The organism is Pseudomonas canadensis (assembly GCF_030980095.1).
GTDB lineage: Bacteria > Pseudomonadota > Gammaproteobacteria > Pseudomonadales > Pseudomonadaceae > Aquipseudomonas > Aquipseudomonas canadensis.
Window position 1 is genome coordinate 1,064,646 of sequence record NZ_CP133298.1, and the last position, 17,270, is coordinate 1,081,915.

Sequence of the window (17,270 nt, forward strand, 5' to 3'; positions counted from 1 at the left end):
CGACGAATCGATTAGGGCCGCTTCGCAGCCCAGCGCGGGGCAAGCCCGCTCACTACAGGTAATCCATTCAGCCTTAGGAACCTTTGTTGCCTTTTTCATGCGTCGGGTCGTAGACCTTGGTCAGGTCACCCCCGAGGCGGAACGTCTTGAACGGCTGCATCCCGTGCTTGCGCTCGAGCACATCCGGCGCGCAGGTGTAGAGGGTGCAGAAAGGTTCGAGCCAGGCGAATTTCATGTCCTGTTTCAAGTCCTTCATGTCCTGCTCTTTGCCATTCTTCTGTTCGAAGATCTCCGGGTCTTTCACCCCGGCCAGCACCTTGTCACCCAGGCGTTTGAGCGCGCCGTTGTTTTCCTGGCGCAGGTCCACACCGTTGACCAGCGCGAAACTGGCGATCATCGACAGCGGCGGCAGCGCGTAGTTGTGGTAGGACAATGCGCGTTGCTGACGCTTCAATTCGTTCGGCAGGAAGCCCTGGTCATCGACCTGGTTCGCGCCGACCTTGTATTCCTTCACCGCCCAATCAAACAGGTCGCGACGGTTGACGGCGACGGACGTTGCCATCACCGACCAGGCGGCCCAATAGGAGTGGTTGTTGGTTTTTTCCAGCGGCAGGTTGTCCCAGTCGCTCACCACCTGATCGGCCAGTTTGTTGAACCAGGCTTCGATCAGCTGCGCTTCCTGCTGGTGGTTGGCCAGCGGGTGCGAGTCGGAGAACTTCAGGCGTACATAGGCCGAGGCCATGCTGCCCAGCGCCCATTTGCGCATGGATTTGCCGGTATGGTTGAAGTCCTTGGACATCAGTGCGTCTGCCCGAGCCCAAGTAGCCAGCCAGTTGAGCGTGCATTCCAGCTGCTCCGGGCGACCGTCACGCATGAACTGCATCACGCGCTTGCTGGTGTCTTTTTCCAGCTTGGTGATGTCGGCGGTGCTGTCGCGGAAGGCTTTTTCGGATTGCACATTCAGCGTGGAACGGGCCTTGTCCGAACCTTCGTACTTGCTGCGAAACTGCAGCGAGCCGGTGTACGGCGCCGGCATGGCGTCGCAGTCATTCTTGAAGTCGCCGGTCTTGAACGCTTCCACCGGGGCGAAATAGCCCTGGGGTGGACGCAGTGGCGCGGCGGCGTTGACTGAGCCGGCGAAGATCGCCAGGCCCAGCAGCGTTGGAATCAATAACTTCTGCATAGGTAACCTCATTGCGCACTTACTTCACGGCAGCGAAGCAGTCTTCTGACCGCCGCTAGGGAATACGTTGCGTGTGCAAATTTTCGCTTCGACTTTCTGCGCGGCAGCGCCCGCTTCCGGACCCTGCACTTCCACGGCCAGCAAGTTCTGCGAGGCCCAGTCTTCATCAGTGCGCAGTTCAAAGGCGAAACGCCCGTCTGTATCGGATGTTTCGGGTTTCTCGATCTTGATGTCCTCGTGGCGACCGTTCATGTACCAGAGGGTGGCTTGCAGGGTTTTCACCGATGGGTCGGCGAAGCGGATATCAACCTGGTGATTGGCATTACGCAGGTCTTTGTTCGAACTGTTCACCATCAATTCGTTCTTGCCGGGTTTCAAGGTGGTGCTGGCTGTCATCTGCGCGGGTTTACCTTCGCAGCCGTTGTCCAGCAGCGACATCATCTGGCGGTAGATGGTCTCCTGATCCAGGCGATACAGCGGCGAGAATTCCCAGATGAGGATTTTCGGCGGGGTCTTCTGGAATTCGTCGCTGCCCAGGTACTGGATCATCGAGCCTTCCAGGCCACCGCCGGGGAAGGCGACGTTGAGGATGTCAGCACCGATTTCCTGTTCCAGGAACCCGGCGAAGTTGTAGTTCTTGCCGCTGTGGCTGGTACCGACCAGGGTGATCTGCGGGTTGCCCGAATCGCCGAACAGGTCGCCGTCGCCAGCCTCGCCTTTGGGCTCGGTGGTGAACTGGTCCATGTACTGGATCGCGTAGCTGGTGCCGCACAGTTGCCCGGCCATGTTGTGCAGGGTGCCGGTCTTGCCCATGCGCCCGGAGCGTTTAGTCTCGAATTCACGCTGTGGGATGCCGGCAAATTCAGGCATTGCACGCACTTTGGCGCCGACGATTTTCGCGGTGCGCTGGGCGCCATATGGCGTCCAGTGCTGGTCGCCGCGGAAGTAGAAATCGTGGGCCGGCAGCTCATCCGGCAGTTGCTCATTGGTCAACGGCGACAGGTCCGGCACCACGTAGCCCATCTTGGCGAAACGGCCGAGCATGGTCTTGTAGTTGCCCAGTGCCTTGTCGAAATCGAACTTGGCTTTTTCTTCAGGATTGAGCTTGTTGCGGTTCACCAGGCCGCGAGTCGGCTGGTAGACCACCACCAGTTCCACGCCCTTGGCCTTGAACGCATCGTGCAGCTGTTGCATGCGTTTGTAGCCGGACGGTGTGGTGTCGAATTCGGTGCGTAAGTCTTCTTGGGTACGGAACAGCCAGTCGCCCTGGGCTTGCACCAGGGTGGTGAAGTTCTGCTGGTAGCGCGTGGTGTAGTTCTTCGCATCGTGAGCGGCCGGGCACAGGCTGCAGCACGGCTCGGCGGTAAAGGTCGGCGCCTTGATTTCGTCGGCGCGTACGCCCTGGCTGGCCGCGAGCAGGCCGAGGGTCAGACCCGAGAGGCTCAGCAGTTTGATCATGTGTGGGTGCATAAGGGTCATCCTCAGTCCTGCAATTCGGTCTGGCGTTCGACAGGGTCGATCAGCACGGCTTTCTGCTGGCGCACCAGCAGGTCGAGAATCTCTTCCTGGCGATCGCCCAGCACGCCGTTGAAGCTGATACCGCTGGACTTGGTCGGCGCCAGCATCGACACGCGGTACAGCTCAACGCTCAATGGCGAGTCGATGGACAGCGGCCCGCTGCCGTTACCCGCCAATTCACCGCCGACCACGATCAGCGAGACCTTGGCGTCGAACGGGTCGAGGGCGATGTCACGGTCGGTGTCGGTCAAGTCCTTGATGTGGCCGTACAGCCCGGTGAGGCCGTTGGCCATCGAGGTGTTTTCGTACAGCTTGATATTCACGCTGTTACGCACCCGGATGCCGTGGCGACGGTTGGCGATCACCTTGTTGCCCCACAGCAGGTTGTCACCGCTCTCATAGAGGGTGATGCCATCGGTGTGGTTACGGTAAAACTCATTGTCGGCCACGATGTTGTTGACGCTGTTACGGTCGAGTACCAGGCCCGAGAGCTTGTTGTCGTAGCTGCGGTTGTTGAAGATGAAGCTGTCGTTCACTTCCCGGGAAATGATGATGCCGTGCTTCTTCTTGGTGCCGTAGACGGTGTTGTCCGCGATGATCAGGCCGTGGGAACGGTCATGGGGGTCAATGCCGTAGACGATGTTGTCTTTGTAGGTATTGCCCTTGATCACGAAGCCTGTGGTCTCGTAGCAGTAGAAGCCGTACCACATGTCCGAGAACTCGGAGTCGATGATCCAGCCGGTCGGCTCCGCACGCTTGAGCACCTTGGCCATGTTCGGCGTGTACTGGGAAATACTCACCCCGTACGACTTACTGTTGGCGTAGCCGAAACTGGCCATCTTGGTGTTGGAGATGTACGTCTCGGTACCGCCCCAGGCCAGCAGGAACGGGCGAAATTCCTTGGGCGACTTGAACAGTGCCGGGCCGTTGGCCTTTTCGCTCCAGCCGGTGACTTTGGTGTCACGCACAAACAGCTGGCCGTCGTTGATCAGGAACGAACCGGCTTCCTGGGACAGGCGCAGCTCCTGGGTCTTCTTGTCGATTTCCAGGATGCCCTTGCGGCCCACCACGATCGGCAGTTTGGCCACGAACACGCCCGGCGAAGTCTCGCTCAGGTACTGCTTGGGCACCTTGCCCAGCAGGTCTTTGAGGTTCATGTAGCCGTCGTCGACAAAGATCGCCTGGGGAATGCCGTGCTGGCGCACTACCCACTCGGCCATCTTGTTGTCACCGCCGATGAAGTCCTTGAGGGCGTCTTCCTGCATCATGCGGCGGATGCTGATCTTGCCCGGCTTGCTTCTGACGATCTTTTTTTCCATTGCCGCATCGGTGTAGCCCGACAGATCCGGCAGGGCCGGCTTGGCCATTTCCAGCGGCGCGGTCGGCGGGCTGGAGATGGTGTAGGTCTTGGCCTGTTGCAGCTCTTTGGCGATGGTTGGCGCCTTGACCGGCTGCGCGGTGTCGGCGAAGGCGGTGGCGTTAGCCATCAGCATCGCCGCGACCAGCAACTTATGAGGTTTCATAGCGCAGGCTCCCATCAGAATTTCCAGATCACGTCGACGAACGCGCGGTGCATGTACGAGTCGACGTTGCTGCCATAGGCGTCGCCCGGCTTGAATACGCCAGTACGAAAGCGCACCAGGGCCGACGGTTCGTCAATGGACTGGCTGAGGGCGGCCGGAAGCAGGCCGGTCTTGAAGTATTTGGTGACGACCAGGTCCATTTCCTGGCCCAGGTCTTTCTTGCCGTCTTCAAGCGGCAGGGAAGTGCTGGACAGGATCGCGCCGGTCACATCGTCGGTATTGTTCTGCACCGCGTCGATGCCGTTGCTGCCGACTGGCTTGTTGCCGTCGACACGCCAGAACTTGTGGTACACCAGGCTGGCGTCGTAGTCCTCACGCAGCTGCCAGGAACCGAACAGGCTCATGGACTGCATGTTGTTCATCTCGCCACGGAAGGCTTCACCGAAGCGATGCACGCGGGACTGGGTACCGGTCCAGTTCGACCGGTTGCTTTGCAGGCCGTTCTGTTCGTACTCGGCGCTGGCGCGGGAGTAGGCCGCACCGACTTGCCACTGGGGATCAAGGCGCAGACGCACGCCGAGGTCGGTGGCCCAGCCGCTGACATCGTCGCTGCGCTTGGCGTTGGTCGGGCGGGTGCCGTCGGCGTTCAATGCGTTGACCGAATCACGGTCACCGCGCATGCCGGTGACGCTGGCCCAGTAGTTGACCGTGTTGGTGTTGCGCCAGTTGTAGGCGTCACTGTTGGCTTCGATGCCGAGCCAGCTCAGGTCGCCATTTTCACGCTTGTCCAACGAGTCGGTCGGTACGCCGGGCTCCGGGTAGTCGAGCTTGCCGTTGTCATGGGTGTGGTGACCGCGCAGGCCGATCCACTGGCCGGGCGTCCACTGGTAGGCGGCGTCGGCGTACAGGTGCTGACGGTCCTTGTCTTTGGGCGACAGCTCCTTGAGGTCAGTGCGGTATTCGCTGAAGCGTTCGGCAACGCCGACATTGGCCTTGAGCAGGGTGGTGTCGAAAGTCCAGTTCAGCGCTTCGATGTTGGTGTCGCGCCATTGGCCGTCGTCGTTGCGCAGGCGTTGGCGACCCAGCTTGAGGATCTCGCCAGGGTAGGGCGTGAAGCCGCTGTAGCCGACCCAGAACTCGCGCATGGCCAAGTAGTTTTTCTTGGTCTTGCGGTCGTTGTTGGTGGTCTGCTGGTTTTCGTCATCGGCCGACTGTTGCAGCGGGTCGGTCTCGATGATGTCGCTGGAGACCACGGCCTGGCCCATGGCGTAGGCGCTCCACGCACCGCTTTCACCGTAGATCCAAGGGCGCAGGTCGAGGCCGACACCGTTGACGTCGCCGCCTTTCTGCGTGCCGAGGTCGCGGTCGTCTTCGGACTGCGCGGTGGCTTTGACTTCCAGGCCGAAGTTCTTGGCTTCGGTCAGCGCGGCCAGGGTCGGGCACGACCACAGCAGGGCGAAGGTCAGGCCGATGCCGGCCTTGACGAATGGATTGAGCTTCATAGGGATTCCTCGCCGTCTTCTTCTTCCAGGGCGTGCAGTTGCAGCGTGCTCTGGGCCAGGGTGCCGCGCGCGGCCAGCTCCTGTTGCACCAGGCGTTGGCCTTGAGCGCGTTGCTCTGGCGTCAGCGGGGCTTCGAGCTGCGTGGCCAAGTCATTGGCTTCTGGCGTGTCCTGGGCTTTGGCCAATTGGCTGAAGACATAGGCATTCAATGGGTCGGGCTTGGTGCCCTTGCCTTGGGAAAACAACTGGGCGATGGCGAAATCAGCGCTGTTCTGGCCGTTGCGCGCAGCGGTCAGCAAGTGGTCCAGGGCTTTTTGCGGATAGACCTTGCCCAGGTAGCCACGGCGGTAGATCTGGCCGAGGTAGTAATCGGCGGCGACTTCCTTGCCCACGGCTTTTTCGAAGTGGGCTTCAGCGGCCTTGGCGTCGGCCGGCACCCATTTGCCTTCGTAGTAGAGCTTGCCTAGCAACAGCTCGGCGCGCGGTTGGTCGGCGGCACGGCCGTTGTCCAGATACTTCATCATCTGGTCGACGTCGCCCAGTTCCGGGAAGTCGTAGAGCAATTGCGCCAGGCTGACCCACGAAGCCGGGTAGCCAGGAGCGATTTTTTCCAGCAGGGCCTGGGCGGTTTTTTCGTCCGTCTTGCCCAGCGAAGCGTCGCCCAGCACGCGTGCCACGCTATCAACACGTTGTGCGGTAACGGTGCCACGGCTGTAGCCGGCTTCCATCTGCTTGAGCAGCTCGGCCTGTTTCTCAGGTTCGGCTTTTTTCTGGTAGACCGTGGCCAGCTCGACGTAGCAGATATCGGTGGTGTTCAGCGCGGCTTTACAGATGCGCTCCACATCATCCAGATGCTGGTCGTAGGTGTCCTGGGTGCGATACAGCAGCACCTGGGCCAGGCCGGCTTCCGGGTAACCCGCGGCCTGCCATTTGCTGATCTGCTGCTGCGCATTCACGTTCGGGAAACTGTGCGGGTATTGCAGGTACAGCATCGCCAGCGGGATCAGGGTATTGCCTTCGCCATTGGCAAAGGCTTTTTTCAGCAGGCCTTCGGCTTCGTGGTGTTCGGCTTCGGTGCTGCCAGGCTTGGCCACCAGCAGGCGACCGAGGCGGGCCTGGGCGCGGGGCGAAGTGTCCGCCGCCGCGCGGTAAGTGGCTTCGGCCTGTTTGATTTGCGCCGGATCGCGGGTGCCTACCTGGATATCGGCCAGGCCCACCTGGGCCTCGCTGTAACCCAGGTCTGCCAGTTGCTGGTAATTCTGCTGCGCGGTGACGGTGTCGCCACGTTTCAAAGCTTCGTTAGCCAGGCGTTGGTCGGGCAGGCCGGCGCAACCGGCGAGGGCGATGGCCAGCGCCAGGGGCACCGGCAGGTTTCGAAGGGCGCTCATGATTAAAGACCCGCAGCCATGGCTTTATCGATCAGCCAGTTCAGCGAGGGACCACGGTCGCTGGTCACTTCCACCGGGCGGCCGGCGTAGGTGCTGTCCAGCGGTGCGTCAGGCTTGATCTGCACGCGGATGTCGGAGGACAGGTCGGCGCTGTTCAGGCTGGTGCTGCTGACGATGGTGCCGGTGCGAATCTGTTCTTCGTCGGCCACCTGGAAGCTCACCGGCGTACCTGGGCGAACGTCGGCGAACTGGCGATAGGTGAAGCGTGCTTCAACATTGGCCAGGCTGCCGCGTGGCACCAGTTGGAAGATCACGTCGCCTTTGTTGGCGTACTGACCGTCGGCGACCATTTGCTGGGCCACCACGCAATCGCACGGCGAGGTCAGGGTGCCAGTCATTTGCTTGCCGAACAGCTCTTCGACCTTGGCCGGTTGCAGTTGGTCTTCGTCCAGGTGGCCCTTGAGCACATCGAGCATGCTGGTGCTGAAGGTGGCGAGCGGCGCGCCTTTGGCGGCGATCGCATCACCTTTGAGCAGGCTTTGCACGGTGCCGTCGCGCGGCATGGTCACGTTCATGCCAGGTACGCTGACCAAGCCGGCCTGGGCATGGCTGACGAAATACATGCCGTACACCGATTTGAAGATGAAACCGAAGGCAGCCAGGCCGACGATGAAGATGCCTGCGCTGAACACCACGGCGCGTAGACGGCCGGCGGCGCTCATGTTGCTACCGCCGTCCTTGACCTTGCGCGCCTTGGTGAAGTTGTCGCGTTGCAGGGTCGCCAGCACGTCGCCCATGGTCACGATATCGCCGGACAAGTGCGAGGTGATCAGGTGGCGCAGGGTGGAAATATCCTGGGGTTCAAGGTTCTGGAACTGGCAACCGGTGCGGCCGGTCTGGCGGTCGAAGGAGCGGATTTGCAGCTCCACGTCCATCGCCAGGCCCAGGTTATCGATCACAAATTGCAGGCGGCCCTTGTGCACTTCGCCGACGGTCAACGGCTGGGTCGAGGTGAAGGCCAGGCCACCGGCGGACAGGTCGATCACCCGGGCTTCGGTCGGCGTACGGTCAGTGTTGAAAAAGCGCAGCTTGGCCGGGATTTTCACGCGGGCATGTTGGCGCTGGGCTTCGGATTCGTGGACAACGTTGACGTTTGCTTGGCTATTCATGGTGTTCTGACTCATAGGTGTAGCTCCTAGTTAATTCAGGCTTGGCTGTCAGACCATCATCAGCAACACGGCGACGAAAATGCTGCCGGCGGAGAAGGTCATGGTCCGAGACGACCAGGTGTTGAACCAACGTTGAAAGCTGGCCAAATCGCGGGTCAGTTTGGTGTCCTGGCGGGTCCAGGACTGTTGATCAAGGCGGAAGAACACGTAGATCTTCACCAGCGCGCCCATGATCTGGTTGTAATAGAGAATCACCGGGTAGGCCGGGCCGATCTTGTGGCCGGAGCACGACAGCAACAGGGTGAGAATCAGGCGGGTGATGCCGATCCACAGCAGGTAAGCGAGGATGAACGCGCCGCCGTACTTGAAGGTGGCGATGATCGCCACGGTCAGGCCGAGCAGGGAGGTCCACATCGACACACGCTGGTCGAACAGCACGATGCTGGTGAACAGGCCGAGGCGCCGCACACCCAGGCCAAGGGCGCGGGAGTTCTGGCGCAGGTTGTTGCCGTACCAGCGGAACATCAGTTTGCGGCTGGCCTTGATGAAGCTCTTTTCCGGCGGGTGTTCCACGGTATTGATCGCGGCGTCCGGCACGTAGAAGGTGTCGTAGCCCAGGCGCATCAGGCTGAACCAGCTGGACTTGTCATCGCCGGTGAGGAACTTGAAGCGGCCCAGGCGCCAGTGTTGCAGCGAGTCGCTTTCCACGTCGGCGATAAAGCCGGGGTCGGTGACCACGCTGGCGCGGAACACCGACATACGACCGGTCATGGTCAGTACGCGCTTGGACAGGGCCATGGAGCACATGTTGATGTGGCGTTGGGCGAAGCGCAGTTTGTGCCACTCGCTCATGATGTAGCCGCCGCGCACTTCGCAGAATTCGTTGGTGGTCAGGCCGCCGACATTGCCGAACAGCTGGAACCACGGCACGGTCTTGCGGACTACGCCCTCGGCGAGCACGGTGTCGCCATCGATCACCGCAACTACCGCTCGGTCATCCGGCAGGTGGCGGGAGATGGCGCGGAAACCGAAGGCCAGGCCATCACGTTTGCCGGTACCGGCGATACGCACGAAGTCGAGCTTCACGTGTTCCGGCGGGTTCATGCGTTCCCACAGGCTTTTCACCAGCAGCTCATCGGACATTTCCACCAGCGAGCAGACCACGGTGGTCGGGAAGCCGCATTCGATGGCTTCACGGATCACCGAGCTGTAGACCTGCGCGGTGGTCAGCGCGTCGATACGGAAACTGGTGACCATCAGGAACACATGGGACGGGTCGGCCGCCTTGCCCAGCTTGCGCACTTTGCGGCGCAGGTGCGGGTAGACGACGTACAGGAACAGCATGCCGCGAAAGAAATGCGTAGCACCCATCGAGTAGCGCCAGATACCGACGGCGCCAATCAGGAAAATAAAATTCTTCGACTCCGAGTCGAACGTACTCGCCGGCAGCAGCAGCGCGAGTCCCATCAGCAGGCTGAGAAAGAACAGCCAGCCGGCGGATTGCATCAGTACATGTTTTAACTTGGACATAAGCGTCATCCGAAGGTGATGAAGGCTCCCGGCTGCAAGCGCTGGGGATGGTTACGCTTGCAGCCCGGAACTGGCCGTTGCTGTTACCAGCAAATGCCTTCGGTACGACCGCTCGTGCTGGTGGCCTTGGACATGAAGCCCACCAGGTCGATCACTTGCTTGCCGTGTGGTGCGTTCTGCGCCAGGGCGCGGAACTTCTCATCGCGGTTGCCCAGGATGATCACGTCGGAGTTGTTGATCACGTCGTCGAAGTCCGAGTTGAGCAGGGACGACACGTGCGGGATCTTGCCTTCGATGTAGTCTTTGTTCGCGCCGTGGACACGGGCGTACTCCACGTTGCTGTCGTAGATGCTCAGGTCGAAACCTTTGCCGATCAGCATCTCGGCCAGTTCGACCAGCGGGCTTTCGCGCAGGTCATCGGTGCCGGCCTTGAAGCTCAGGCCCAGCAAGGCGACTTTGCGTTTGTCGTGGCTGGAGACGATGTCAAAGGCGTTCTGTACCTGGGACTCGTTGCTGCGCATCAGCGAGTTGAGCAGCGGCGCTTCCACGTCCAGCGAACTTGCGCGGTAGGTGAGGGCGCGCACGTCTTTGGGCAGGCACGAACCACCAAAGGCGAAGCCTGGGCGCATGTAGTACTGGGACAGGTTGAGGGTCTTGTCCTGGCAGACCACTTCCATCACTTCGCGACCGTCGACGCCGACAGCCTTGGCGATGTTGCCGATCTCGTTGGCGAAAGTCACTTTGGTGGCGTGCCACACGTTGCAGGTGTACTTGATCATCTCGGCAACGGCGATGTCCTTGCGGATGATCGGTGCGTCGAGTTCTTCGTACAGCGACTGAAGGACATCGCCGGAGGCTTTGTCGAATTCGCCGATGACGGTCATCGGTGGCAGGTCGTAGTCGGCGATGGCGGTGGATTCACGCAGGAATTCCGGGTTGACCGCGACACCGAAATCGACGCCGGCTTTTTTGCCGGAGCAATCTTCGAGGATCGGGATCACCACGTTGGCCACGGTGCCTGGCAGCACAGTGCTGCGTACCACTACGGTGTGGCGGGTGGCTTTATCGCGCAGGACAAAACCGATTTCGCGGCACACAGCCTCGATGTAATCGAGTTCCAGGTCGCCGTTTTTCTTGCTCGGCGTACCAACGCAGATCATCGACAGGTCGGTGTCACGGATGGCTTCGGCGAAGTTGGTGGTACCGCGCAGCCGGCCGGTCTGGATACCCTGGCTCAACAACTCGCCCAGACCTGGTTCAACGATTGGCGATTTGCCCGCATTGATCAGGTCAATCTTGTCCTTGGAGATGTCTACGCCAACCACTTCGTGGCCACGGGCAGACAGGCAACCGGCACATACTGCGCCAACGTAACCCAAACCAAATATGCTGATGCGCATCGCATTTACCTCTTTGTCATTGAAGACGTTGTCATTGAAGACGGTATTAATCATGCCAAATAGATGGCGAGTTCATGTTTGCAAGCGTTACTGATGCCACGGAAGTTAGGCGAATAGACGCCGACTTACCGCGTACAGGCATGTTAATTAGTGAGTGACTAACTATTGCACTCAAGTTGTGCGAAACTTGGCCTTGTTATTGGGGCTTGCCCTCAAATGCAGCCGGCCTTCCTGGGGGAAGGTGCCGACGCCAGTGCCGCAGGGTGCAGATAGAGGCTCTAAGCCTTTATTTATCAACACCTTGGGTGTCATCACTGACACATTTGGGTAAGCGCTGCCTTGGCCTGTAGGGGATAGCAATTCATCCTTATCGCCGCCCTCAACTCATATCAGTTGATGATATGACCCATGAGTCAAAGTTGATGGGGCAACTTCGCTACTTCCTTGGGTCGTTATGTAAGTCATCTCTTACAGGAACAGAGAATTTCGTTACCGGTGGTATGAGCCGTGCGTTTAGACGAAGTTCCAGGCCGCTCATCCTGTTTCCGGAAATTTCTTGAAATATTAGGAAAGATGGCACTGGTACTATATTGATAGCACTTGCTATTTGGACCAGTAGTTGTGGGGAGTTGGGAGGGAGAGATAGTTTTGTGCCACTAGTGTTTAAAAAAAGTGGTGCCACTACGAAAAAAAACGACGGATGTCGAGTGAAAGAATTGTTAGAGATGCGTCAGGATGTTTTTTGACGTCAAAATAATGGCGATTAGCGAATTAAAATGCGGTTAAAAATGTGGGAGGGGGCTTGCCCCCGAAGACGGTGTGTCAGCTAAAGATAAGCTGGCTGTTCCACCGCCATCGGGGGCAAGCCCCCTCCCACATTTGTTCATCACTGTTCTCGGGAGCTTTATTCCGGTGCGTGATCGCGCAAGAACACCAGGTTATCCGGCTTCGACTGCTCCGCATTGAAGCGATAGCCCTGCACATCGAATTCCTTCAGCTTGGCCGGGTCGTTGATGCGCTCTTCGATCACAAAGCGGCTCATCATGCCCCGCGCTTTTTTGGCATAGAAACTGATGATCTTGTACTGGCCGTTCTTCAGGTCCTTGAACTCGGTGTTGATGATCCGCGCGTTCAGCGCCGTGCGCTTGACCGCCGAGAAGTATTCGTTGGAGGCCAGGTTCAGCAGGACGTCATCGCCTTGTTCAGCCAACGCTTCGTTCAGCCACTCGCTGATGCGCGTGCCCCAGAACGCGTACAGGTCCTTGCCACGGGCGTTGGGGAGTTTGGTGCCCATTTCCAGGCGATAAGGCATCATCAGATCCAGCGGGCGCAGCAGGCCGTAGAGGCCCGAGAGCATGCGCAGGTGGTCCTGGGCGTAGGTGAAGTCGGCGTCGCTGAAGGTCTCGGCATTGAGGCCGGTGTACACGTCGCCCTTGAAAGCCAGCAGGGCCTGCTTGGCGTTGGCCGGGGTGAACGCCGGGGTCCAGCTGCCGAAACGCGCGGCGTTGAGGCCGCCGATCTTGTCGGATACGTGCATCAATTCGCTGATTTGTGCCGGGCTCAGTTCGCGCAATTGTTCGATCAACTCCTGGGAGTGGTCCAGGTACTGCGGCTGGGTAAAGCGCTGGGTCGCAGGCGCAGTCTCGAAATCGAGGGTTTTGGCGGGTGAAATCACCATCAGCATGAAGTCGTCTCCTGTAATCGTGGAAGGGATTCTAGGGGCTGGGGCGTTTTGACTCCACCTATGATGGCGATAGGCGTGATCCGCTATGATGGCCGGTGACTCTGGAGAGGGAGACCCCGTGTGCGAATAGCGCTTTTGTTATCGGCATGCCTGCTATGCCTGAATGCCCAGGCAGCGCCCGTCGATGTGGCGAGCCTGGACCGTGGTACCTGGCCCGAAAAGCTCGGCAGCCCGGCGCTGTTCGACGTGGCCTCACGCGCCGAAATCCTCATGTTCACCCACAGCCTGCTGGCCAGTGAGAGCCAGGACGAAGCCGCGCTCAAGCAGCGCCTGGGCCTGAAGATCATCAACCTGTCCGCCATCGACGACCTGCGTCGCCAGCTCTGGCAGCGCTTGCTGGAGAACTATACGTTCGCCCAGCAGAGTTGCGAGGTCGACGCCTCGTTCTGCTATCTGGTAGAGAACATGGACGATCTGCGCGAGCAGGCTGGCAAGTTCGAGGTGAGCGAAGACTCCTTCTATATAGGCTGGGCCAACCCCAGCCATGTGTTCCATGAACGTTATTTGGACGAGCTGCTGCGCAAGGCCGCGCTGTTCCCGCAGATCAGCAGCGAAGTCGCGCGCTTCGGCGACCATGAGCGCAAGGGTGATGAATTCAACGACCGCCTGTTCCTGCTCACCTTCGACGGTGGCCCTGCGCCGGTCAGCGGCAATACCGATTGGCTCACCGACTACCTGCGCAAGCAAAAAATGAACGCCACCTTCTTCGCCCTCGGCAGCAGCCTGCAAACCCGTGTCGAGCGCAGTTCGGTTGCCGATGTGCAGGCGCTGTACCAGGGCCAGTGCGTCGGCACCCAGGGCTGGCAGTATCGCTCCCACAGCCATTGGGTGGAGTGGCAGAGCTCGATCACCCGCAGCGCGTCGTTGGCGCAGAACCTGATGCCGGAAAACTACGTGCCGCTGTTTCGTCCGCCCTACGGTCAACGTCGCGCGGACAGCCAGGGTTTCTTTCAAGCCCAGGGCTTGCAGGTAGCGTTGTGGGACATCGACTCCCAAGACGAACCGGGCAAGCTCAAGGCCGATGAGTCAGCGCAACGGGTGCTGACCTTGATGCTGCTGTGGCGCAAAGGCGTGATTGTGTTTCACGACACCCAGGACAAGGCGCGGGTGGCTTTACCCATGCTGTTGCAGGCGACGGCGCAGAGTGGTCTGGGTTGGCAGGACTGCCGGGAGGCGTTTCGCTGAAGTGCCCGGCCCTGTTGGGGGTTAGGCGTTTTCGGGGTGATTTTGTGCGACATTTCGATGCAGGCGGACTTCCGACTTTAGCGGGGTACGGGGGGCTCGGCTAGTGCTATTCGTCATCCTGAAAAATAAACTTCAAAAAAGCGTCAAAGTGCTTTTTTCTGTCACACGTTTTGCGGTATTACGAAGTCAGATCGCCGAAACCTGCAGCACAGGTGGCGTCTTCCAAGACTCCTCAGGTGGGCACTGCGCTTGACGTCACTCAGGTGCAGTCGGTGGTCGAATCGAGGCGCAGCACCGCCCAGGTATTGCGTCGACTGGCTCCCACAAAGGTGACCGAGTATGGATGATCATGGACGTAACCCTTCTTCCGACCAGCCAATCCTTTATGTGCTTGATACCAACGTACTGATTCACGATCCAAACGCACTGCTCAACTTCGAAGAACACCACGTCGCCATCCCGATGATCGTGCTTGAGGAGCTCGACAAACTCAAAAGCGGGCACCACAGCGTTGCCGCCGAATGCCGCCAGGCGATCCGCCTGATCGACAAGACATTGGGCGAAGCGTCGCCGGAGGACGTCGAAGTCGGCGTACCGATCCAACGCGGCAAAGGCGGGCCCAAGGGCTTGCTGTCGATTCTGATGAGCAAGCGCAGCGAGCCCAACAGCCTCCTGCCGGAGAATCTGAACGACAACAAAATCATCAACCAATTGATCGACCTGCACGCCCGCGACAAGGACCTGCGCGTAGTGCTGGTGACCAAAGACATCAATATGCGCCTCAAGGCCCGAGCGTGTGGGATCGCGGCCGAGGACTACAGTACCGACCAACTGGTCGACGACGTGTCGATGCTGTCCCGTGGTTATCACATGATGACCGGCTCGTTCTGGGACCGCGTCAGCAAGGTCGAAACCCGTCAGGACCATGGCCGCACCTGGCACCAGGTACAGCTGATCGACAACCTGCCGGCCGTGCATATCAATGAATTTATCGTCGACGAACAAGGCTTCGTGGGCTGGATCAAAGAAATCCAGGTCGACAAGCTGCTGATCCTCGACCTGCATCAGGAACCCCTGTTGCACCAGGAAGCCTGGGGCCTGAAACCGCGTGATATCTACCAGAGCCTGGCGCTGTACGCGCTGCTCGACCCGGACATCCACCTGGTCAACCTGACCGGTGCCGCCGGTTCCGGTAAAACCATTCTCGCCCTGGCTGCCGCCATCGAGCAGACCATGGTGACCAAGCGCTATCGCCGCATCATCGCCACCCGCAGCGTGCAGGGCCTGGACCAGGAAATCGGCTTCCTGCCCGGCACCGAAGCGGAAAAAATGGAGCCGTGGCTGGGGGCGATCACCGACAACCTTGAAGCCTTGCACATGGATGACGAAAACACCCATGGCAGCGTCGACTACATCCTCAGCAAAGTGCCGTTGCAGTTCAAATCCCTCAACTACATCCGAGGTCGCAGCTTCCAGCAAAGCCTGATTTTGATCGATGAATGCCAGAACCTCACCCCGCACCAGATGAAAACCATCATCACCCGTGCCGGCGCCGGTTCCAAAGTGGTGTGCCTGGGCAACCTGGCACAGATCGACACCCCTTACCTGTCCGCGACCAGCTCCGGGCTGACTTACCTGACGGAACGCTTCAAAGACTTCCCGAACGGCGTGCACATTGCGCTGCAAGGGGTTCCACGTTCGATTCTGGCCGAATACGCAGAGTCTCACTTGTAAACACTACACACTGCAGGAGCCGGCTTGCCGGCGATGGGGCCCTCGAGGACGCCATCGCCGGCAAGCCGGCTCCTACGCACAATCAGCCGTGCGCAAAATTGACCCACGGGTTTACAATCGATGCTCCTGATCAGGAGTATCCCTGTGCTGACTCATCTCGATTCCCAAGGTCGCGCCCACATGGTCGACGTCACTGACAAGTCCGTGACGTTCCGCGAGGCGGTAGCCGAAGCGCGCGTGCGCATGTTGCCCGAGACGCTGAAAATGATTGTCGACGGCGCCCATCCCAAGGGCGACGTGTTTGCCGTGGCCCGCATTGCCGGGATCCAGGCTGCGAAGAAAACCAGTGACTTGATCCCCCTGTGCCACCCGTTGATGTTGACGAGCGTCAAGGTCGAACTGAGCGCCGATGGCGCAGACTCGGTGCACATCCTGGCGCGCTGCAAACTCTCCGGCCAGACCGGCGTGGAGATGGAAGCCCTAACCGCCGCCAGCGTTGCGGCATTGACGATCTACGACATGTGCAAGGCCGTGGATCGCGGTATGACCATCGAAAGCATTCGCCTTCTGGAAAAGCTGGGCGGCAAGAGCGGGCACTTCAAGGCGGACCACGCATGAGCATCAACGTATTGTTTTTTGCACGTTACGCAGAAGCGGTGGGTTTTGATTCGTTGGAGATGGAGGGCGACTTCGCCACTGTCGAGGCGGTGCGTCTGGCGCTGGCCAGTGACGCGGAGTTTGCAGTGCTCAACGAAACCAGCCTGATGTGCGCGCGCAACGAAGAGCTGTGCAGCCTTGATGAGCCGGTGCAGGCAGGTGACGAAGTAGCATTCTTCCCACCCGTGACCGGAGGCTGATCATGGCCATTCGTGTGCAGGCCCAGGCATTTGATCCCGGTGCTGAAGTCAACGCCATGCATGCGGCCAATGTCGGCGTGGGCGCGGTGGTGAGTTTTGTTGGCTATGTGCGCGATTTCAATGACGGTCTGGATGTTGCGGGAATGTTCCTGGAGCACTACCCCGGCATGACCGAAAAGGCCCTGGCCAAGATCGCAGTGGAAGCCGAGCAGCGCTGGCCGTTGCTCAAGCTGGAAGTGCTGCACCGCATTGGCGCGCTGGAACCGGGCGAGCCGATTGTGTTTGTTGGGGCAGCCAGTGCCCATCGCCAGGCGGCGTTTGATGCCTGCGCGTTTGTGATGGATTACCTGAAGACGCGGGCGCCGTTTTGGAAGAAGGAAAATACCAGTGAGGGCGCGCGTTGGGTGGAGGGGCGGCACAGCGATCAGGCAGCTGCAGATCGCTGGAAATAAACATACCTCTGTAGGAGCCGGCTTGCCGGCGATGACGACCGTGAGAACAGTGCAAGGCTTGAGGCCACATCGCCGGCAAGCCGGC

14 protein-coding genes are annotated in these 17,270 nt (G+C 59.8%); 5 read left to right on the forward strand and 9 right to left on the reverse strand.

The window, feature by feature from the left end; genetic code table 11:
* Positions 1 to 73 precede the first annotated feature (73 nt).
* From RB216_RS04810 to yaaA, 9 genes are all read right to left on the reverse strand, one after another.
* Positions 74 to 1,183 carry a mannuronate-specific alginate lyase gene (locus tag RB216_RS04810; RefSeq protein ID WP_028618923.1) on the reverse strand — a complete coding sequence of 370 codons (1,110 nt, stop codon included), beginning with the start codon at positions 1,181 to 1,183 and terminating at the stop codon, positions 74 to 76.
* Between the two features lie 24 nt (positions 1,184 to 1,207).
* On the reverse strand, positions 1,208 to 2,653 hold the full coding sequence (locus tag RB216_RS04815; RefSeq protein WP_028618924.1) for an alginate O-acetyltransferase: 1,446 nt from the start codon (positions 2,651 to 2,653) through the stop codon (positions 1,208 to 1,210).
* A gap of 11 nt (positions 2,654 to 2,664) precedes the next feature.
* On the reverse strand, positions 2,665 to 4,239 hold the full coding sequence (gene algG, locus RB216_RS04820; protein ID WP_028618925.1) for a mannuronan 5-epimerase AlgG: 1,575 nt from the start codon (positions 4,237 to 4,239) through the stop codon (positions 2,665 to 2,667).
* Complete coding sequence (locus RB216_RS04825) at positions 4,239 to 5,726, reverse strand: alginate export family protein (RefSeq protein ID WP_308908371.1); 1,488 nt, start codon at positions 5,724 to 5,726, stop codon at positions 4,239 to 4,241. The genes algG and RB216_RS04825 overlap by 1 nt, the downstream gene beginning before the upstream one ends.
* On the reverse strand, positions 5,723 to 7,114 hold the full coding sequence (algK, locus tag RB216_RS04830) for an alginate biosynthesis TPR repeat lipoprotein AlgK (protein ID WP_028618927.1): 1,392 nt from the start codon (positions 7,112 to 7,114) through the stop codon (positions 5,723 to 5,725). Before algK ends, RB216_RS04825 begins: the two co-directional genes overlap by 4 nt.
* 2 nt (positions 7,115 to 7,116) lie before the next feature.
* Positions 7,117 to 8,283, reverse strand: a complete 1,167-nt coding sequence (locus tag RB216_RS04835; protein ID WP_028618928.1) for an alginate biosynthesis protein Alg44 — start codon at positions 8,281 to 8,283, stop codon at positions 7,117 to 7,119.
* A gap of 48 nt (positions 8,284 to 8,331) precedes the next feature.
* Positions 8,332 to 9,813 carry a mannuronan synthase gene (alg8, locus tag RB216_RS04840; protein ID WP_161634133.1) on the reverse strand — a complete coding sequence of 494 codons (1,482 nt, stop codon included), beginning with the start codon at positions 9,811 to 9,813 and terminating at the stop codon, positions 8,332 to 8,334.
* Between the two features lie 83 nt (positions 9,814 to 9,896).
* Entirely contained in the window at positions 9,897 to 11,213 is a 1,317-nt protein-coding gene (locus tag RB216_RS04845) for a nucleotide sugar dehydrogenase (protein WP_028618930.1), read from the reverse strand.
* A 904-nt stretch (positions 11,214 to 12,117) separates the two neighbouring features.
* Positions 12,118 to 12,897, reverse strand: a complete 780-nt coding sequence (gene yaaA, locus RB216_RS04850; protein ID WP_236318363.1) for a peroxide stress protein YaaA — start codon at positions 12,895 to 12,897, stop codon at positions 12,118 to 12,120.
* A gap of 120 nt (positions 12,898 to 13,017) precedes the next feature.
* Between yaaA and RB216_RS04855 the strand changes: the two genes are divergently transcribed.
* The 5 genes from RB216_RS04855 to moaE all read left to right on the forward strand — a co-directional run bounded on the left by RB216_RS04855 (position 13,018) and on the right by moaE (position 17,185).
* The gene (locus RB216_RS04855; RefSeq protein WP_028618932.1) at positions 13,018 to 14,142 is read left to right on the forward strand and encodes a polysaccharide deacetylase family protein; all 1,125 of its coding nucleotides are present in this window, start codon (positions 13,018 to 13,020) and stop codon (positions 14,140 to 14,142) included.
* 339 nt (positions 14,143 to 14,481) lie between these two features.
* Positions 14,482 to 15,876 (forward strand): PhoH family protein, encoded by a 1,395-nt coding sequence (locus RB216_RS04860; protein ID WP_003188745.1) that lies wholly within the window; start codon positions 14,482 to 14,484, stop codon positions 15,874 to 15,876.
* A gap of 144 nt (positions 15,877 to 16,020) precedes the next feature.
* Positions 16,021 to 16,494 (forward strand): cyclic pyranopterin monophosphate synthase MoaC, encoded by a 474-nt coding sequence (gene moaC, locus RB216_RS04865; protein WP_028618933.1) that lies wholly within the window; start codon positions 16,021 to 16,023, stop codon positions 16,492 to 16,494.
* The gene (moaD, locus tag RB216_RS04870) at positions 16,491 to 16,733 is read left to right on the forward strand and encodes a molybdopterin converting factor subunit 1 (protein ID WP_308908372.1); all 243 of its coding nucleotides are present in this window, start codon (positions 16,491 to 16,493) and stop codon (positions 16,731 to 16,733) included. The genes moaC and moaD overlap by 4 nt, the downstream gene beginning before the upstream one ends.
* Before the next feature lie 2 nt (positions 16,734 to 16,735).
* Complete coding sequence (gene moaE, locus RB216_RS04875; protein ID WP_028618935.1) at positions 16,736 to 17,185, forward strand: molybdopterin synthase catalytic subunit MoaE; 450 nt, start codon at positions 16,736 to 16,738, stop codon at positions 17,183 to 17,185.
* Positions 17,186 to 17,270 lie beyond the last annotated feature (85 nt).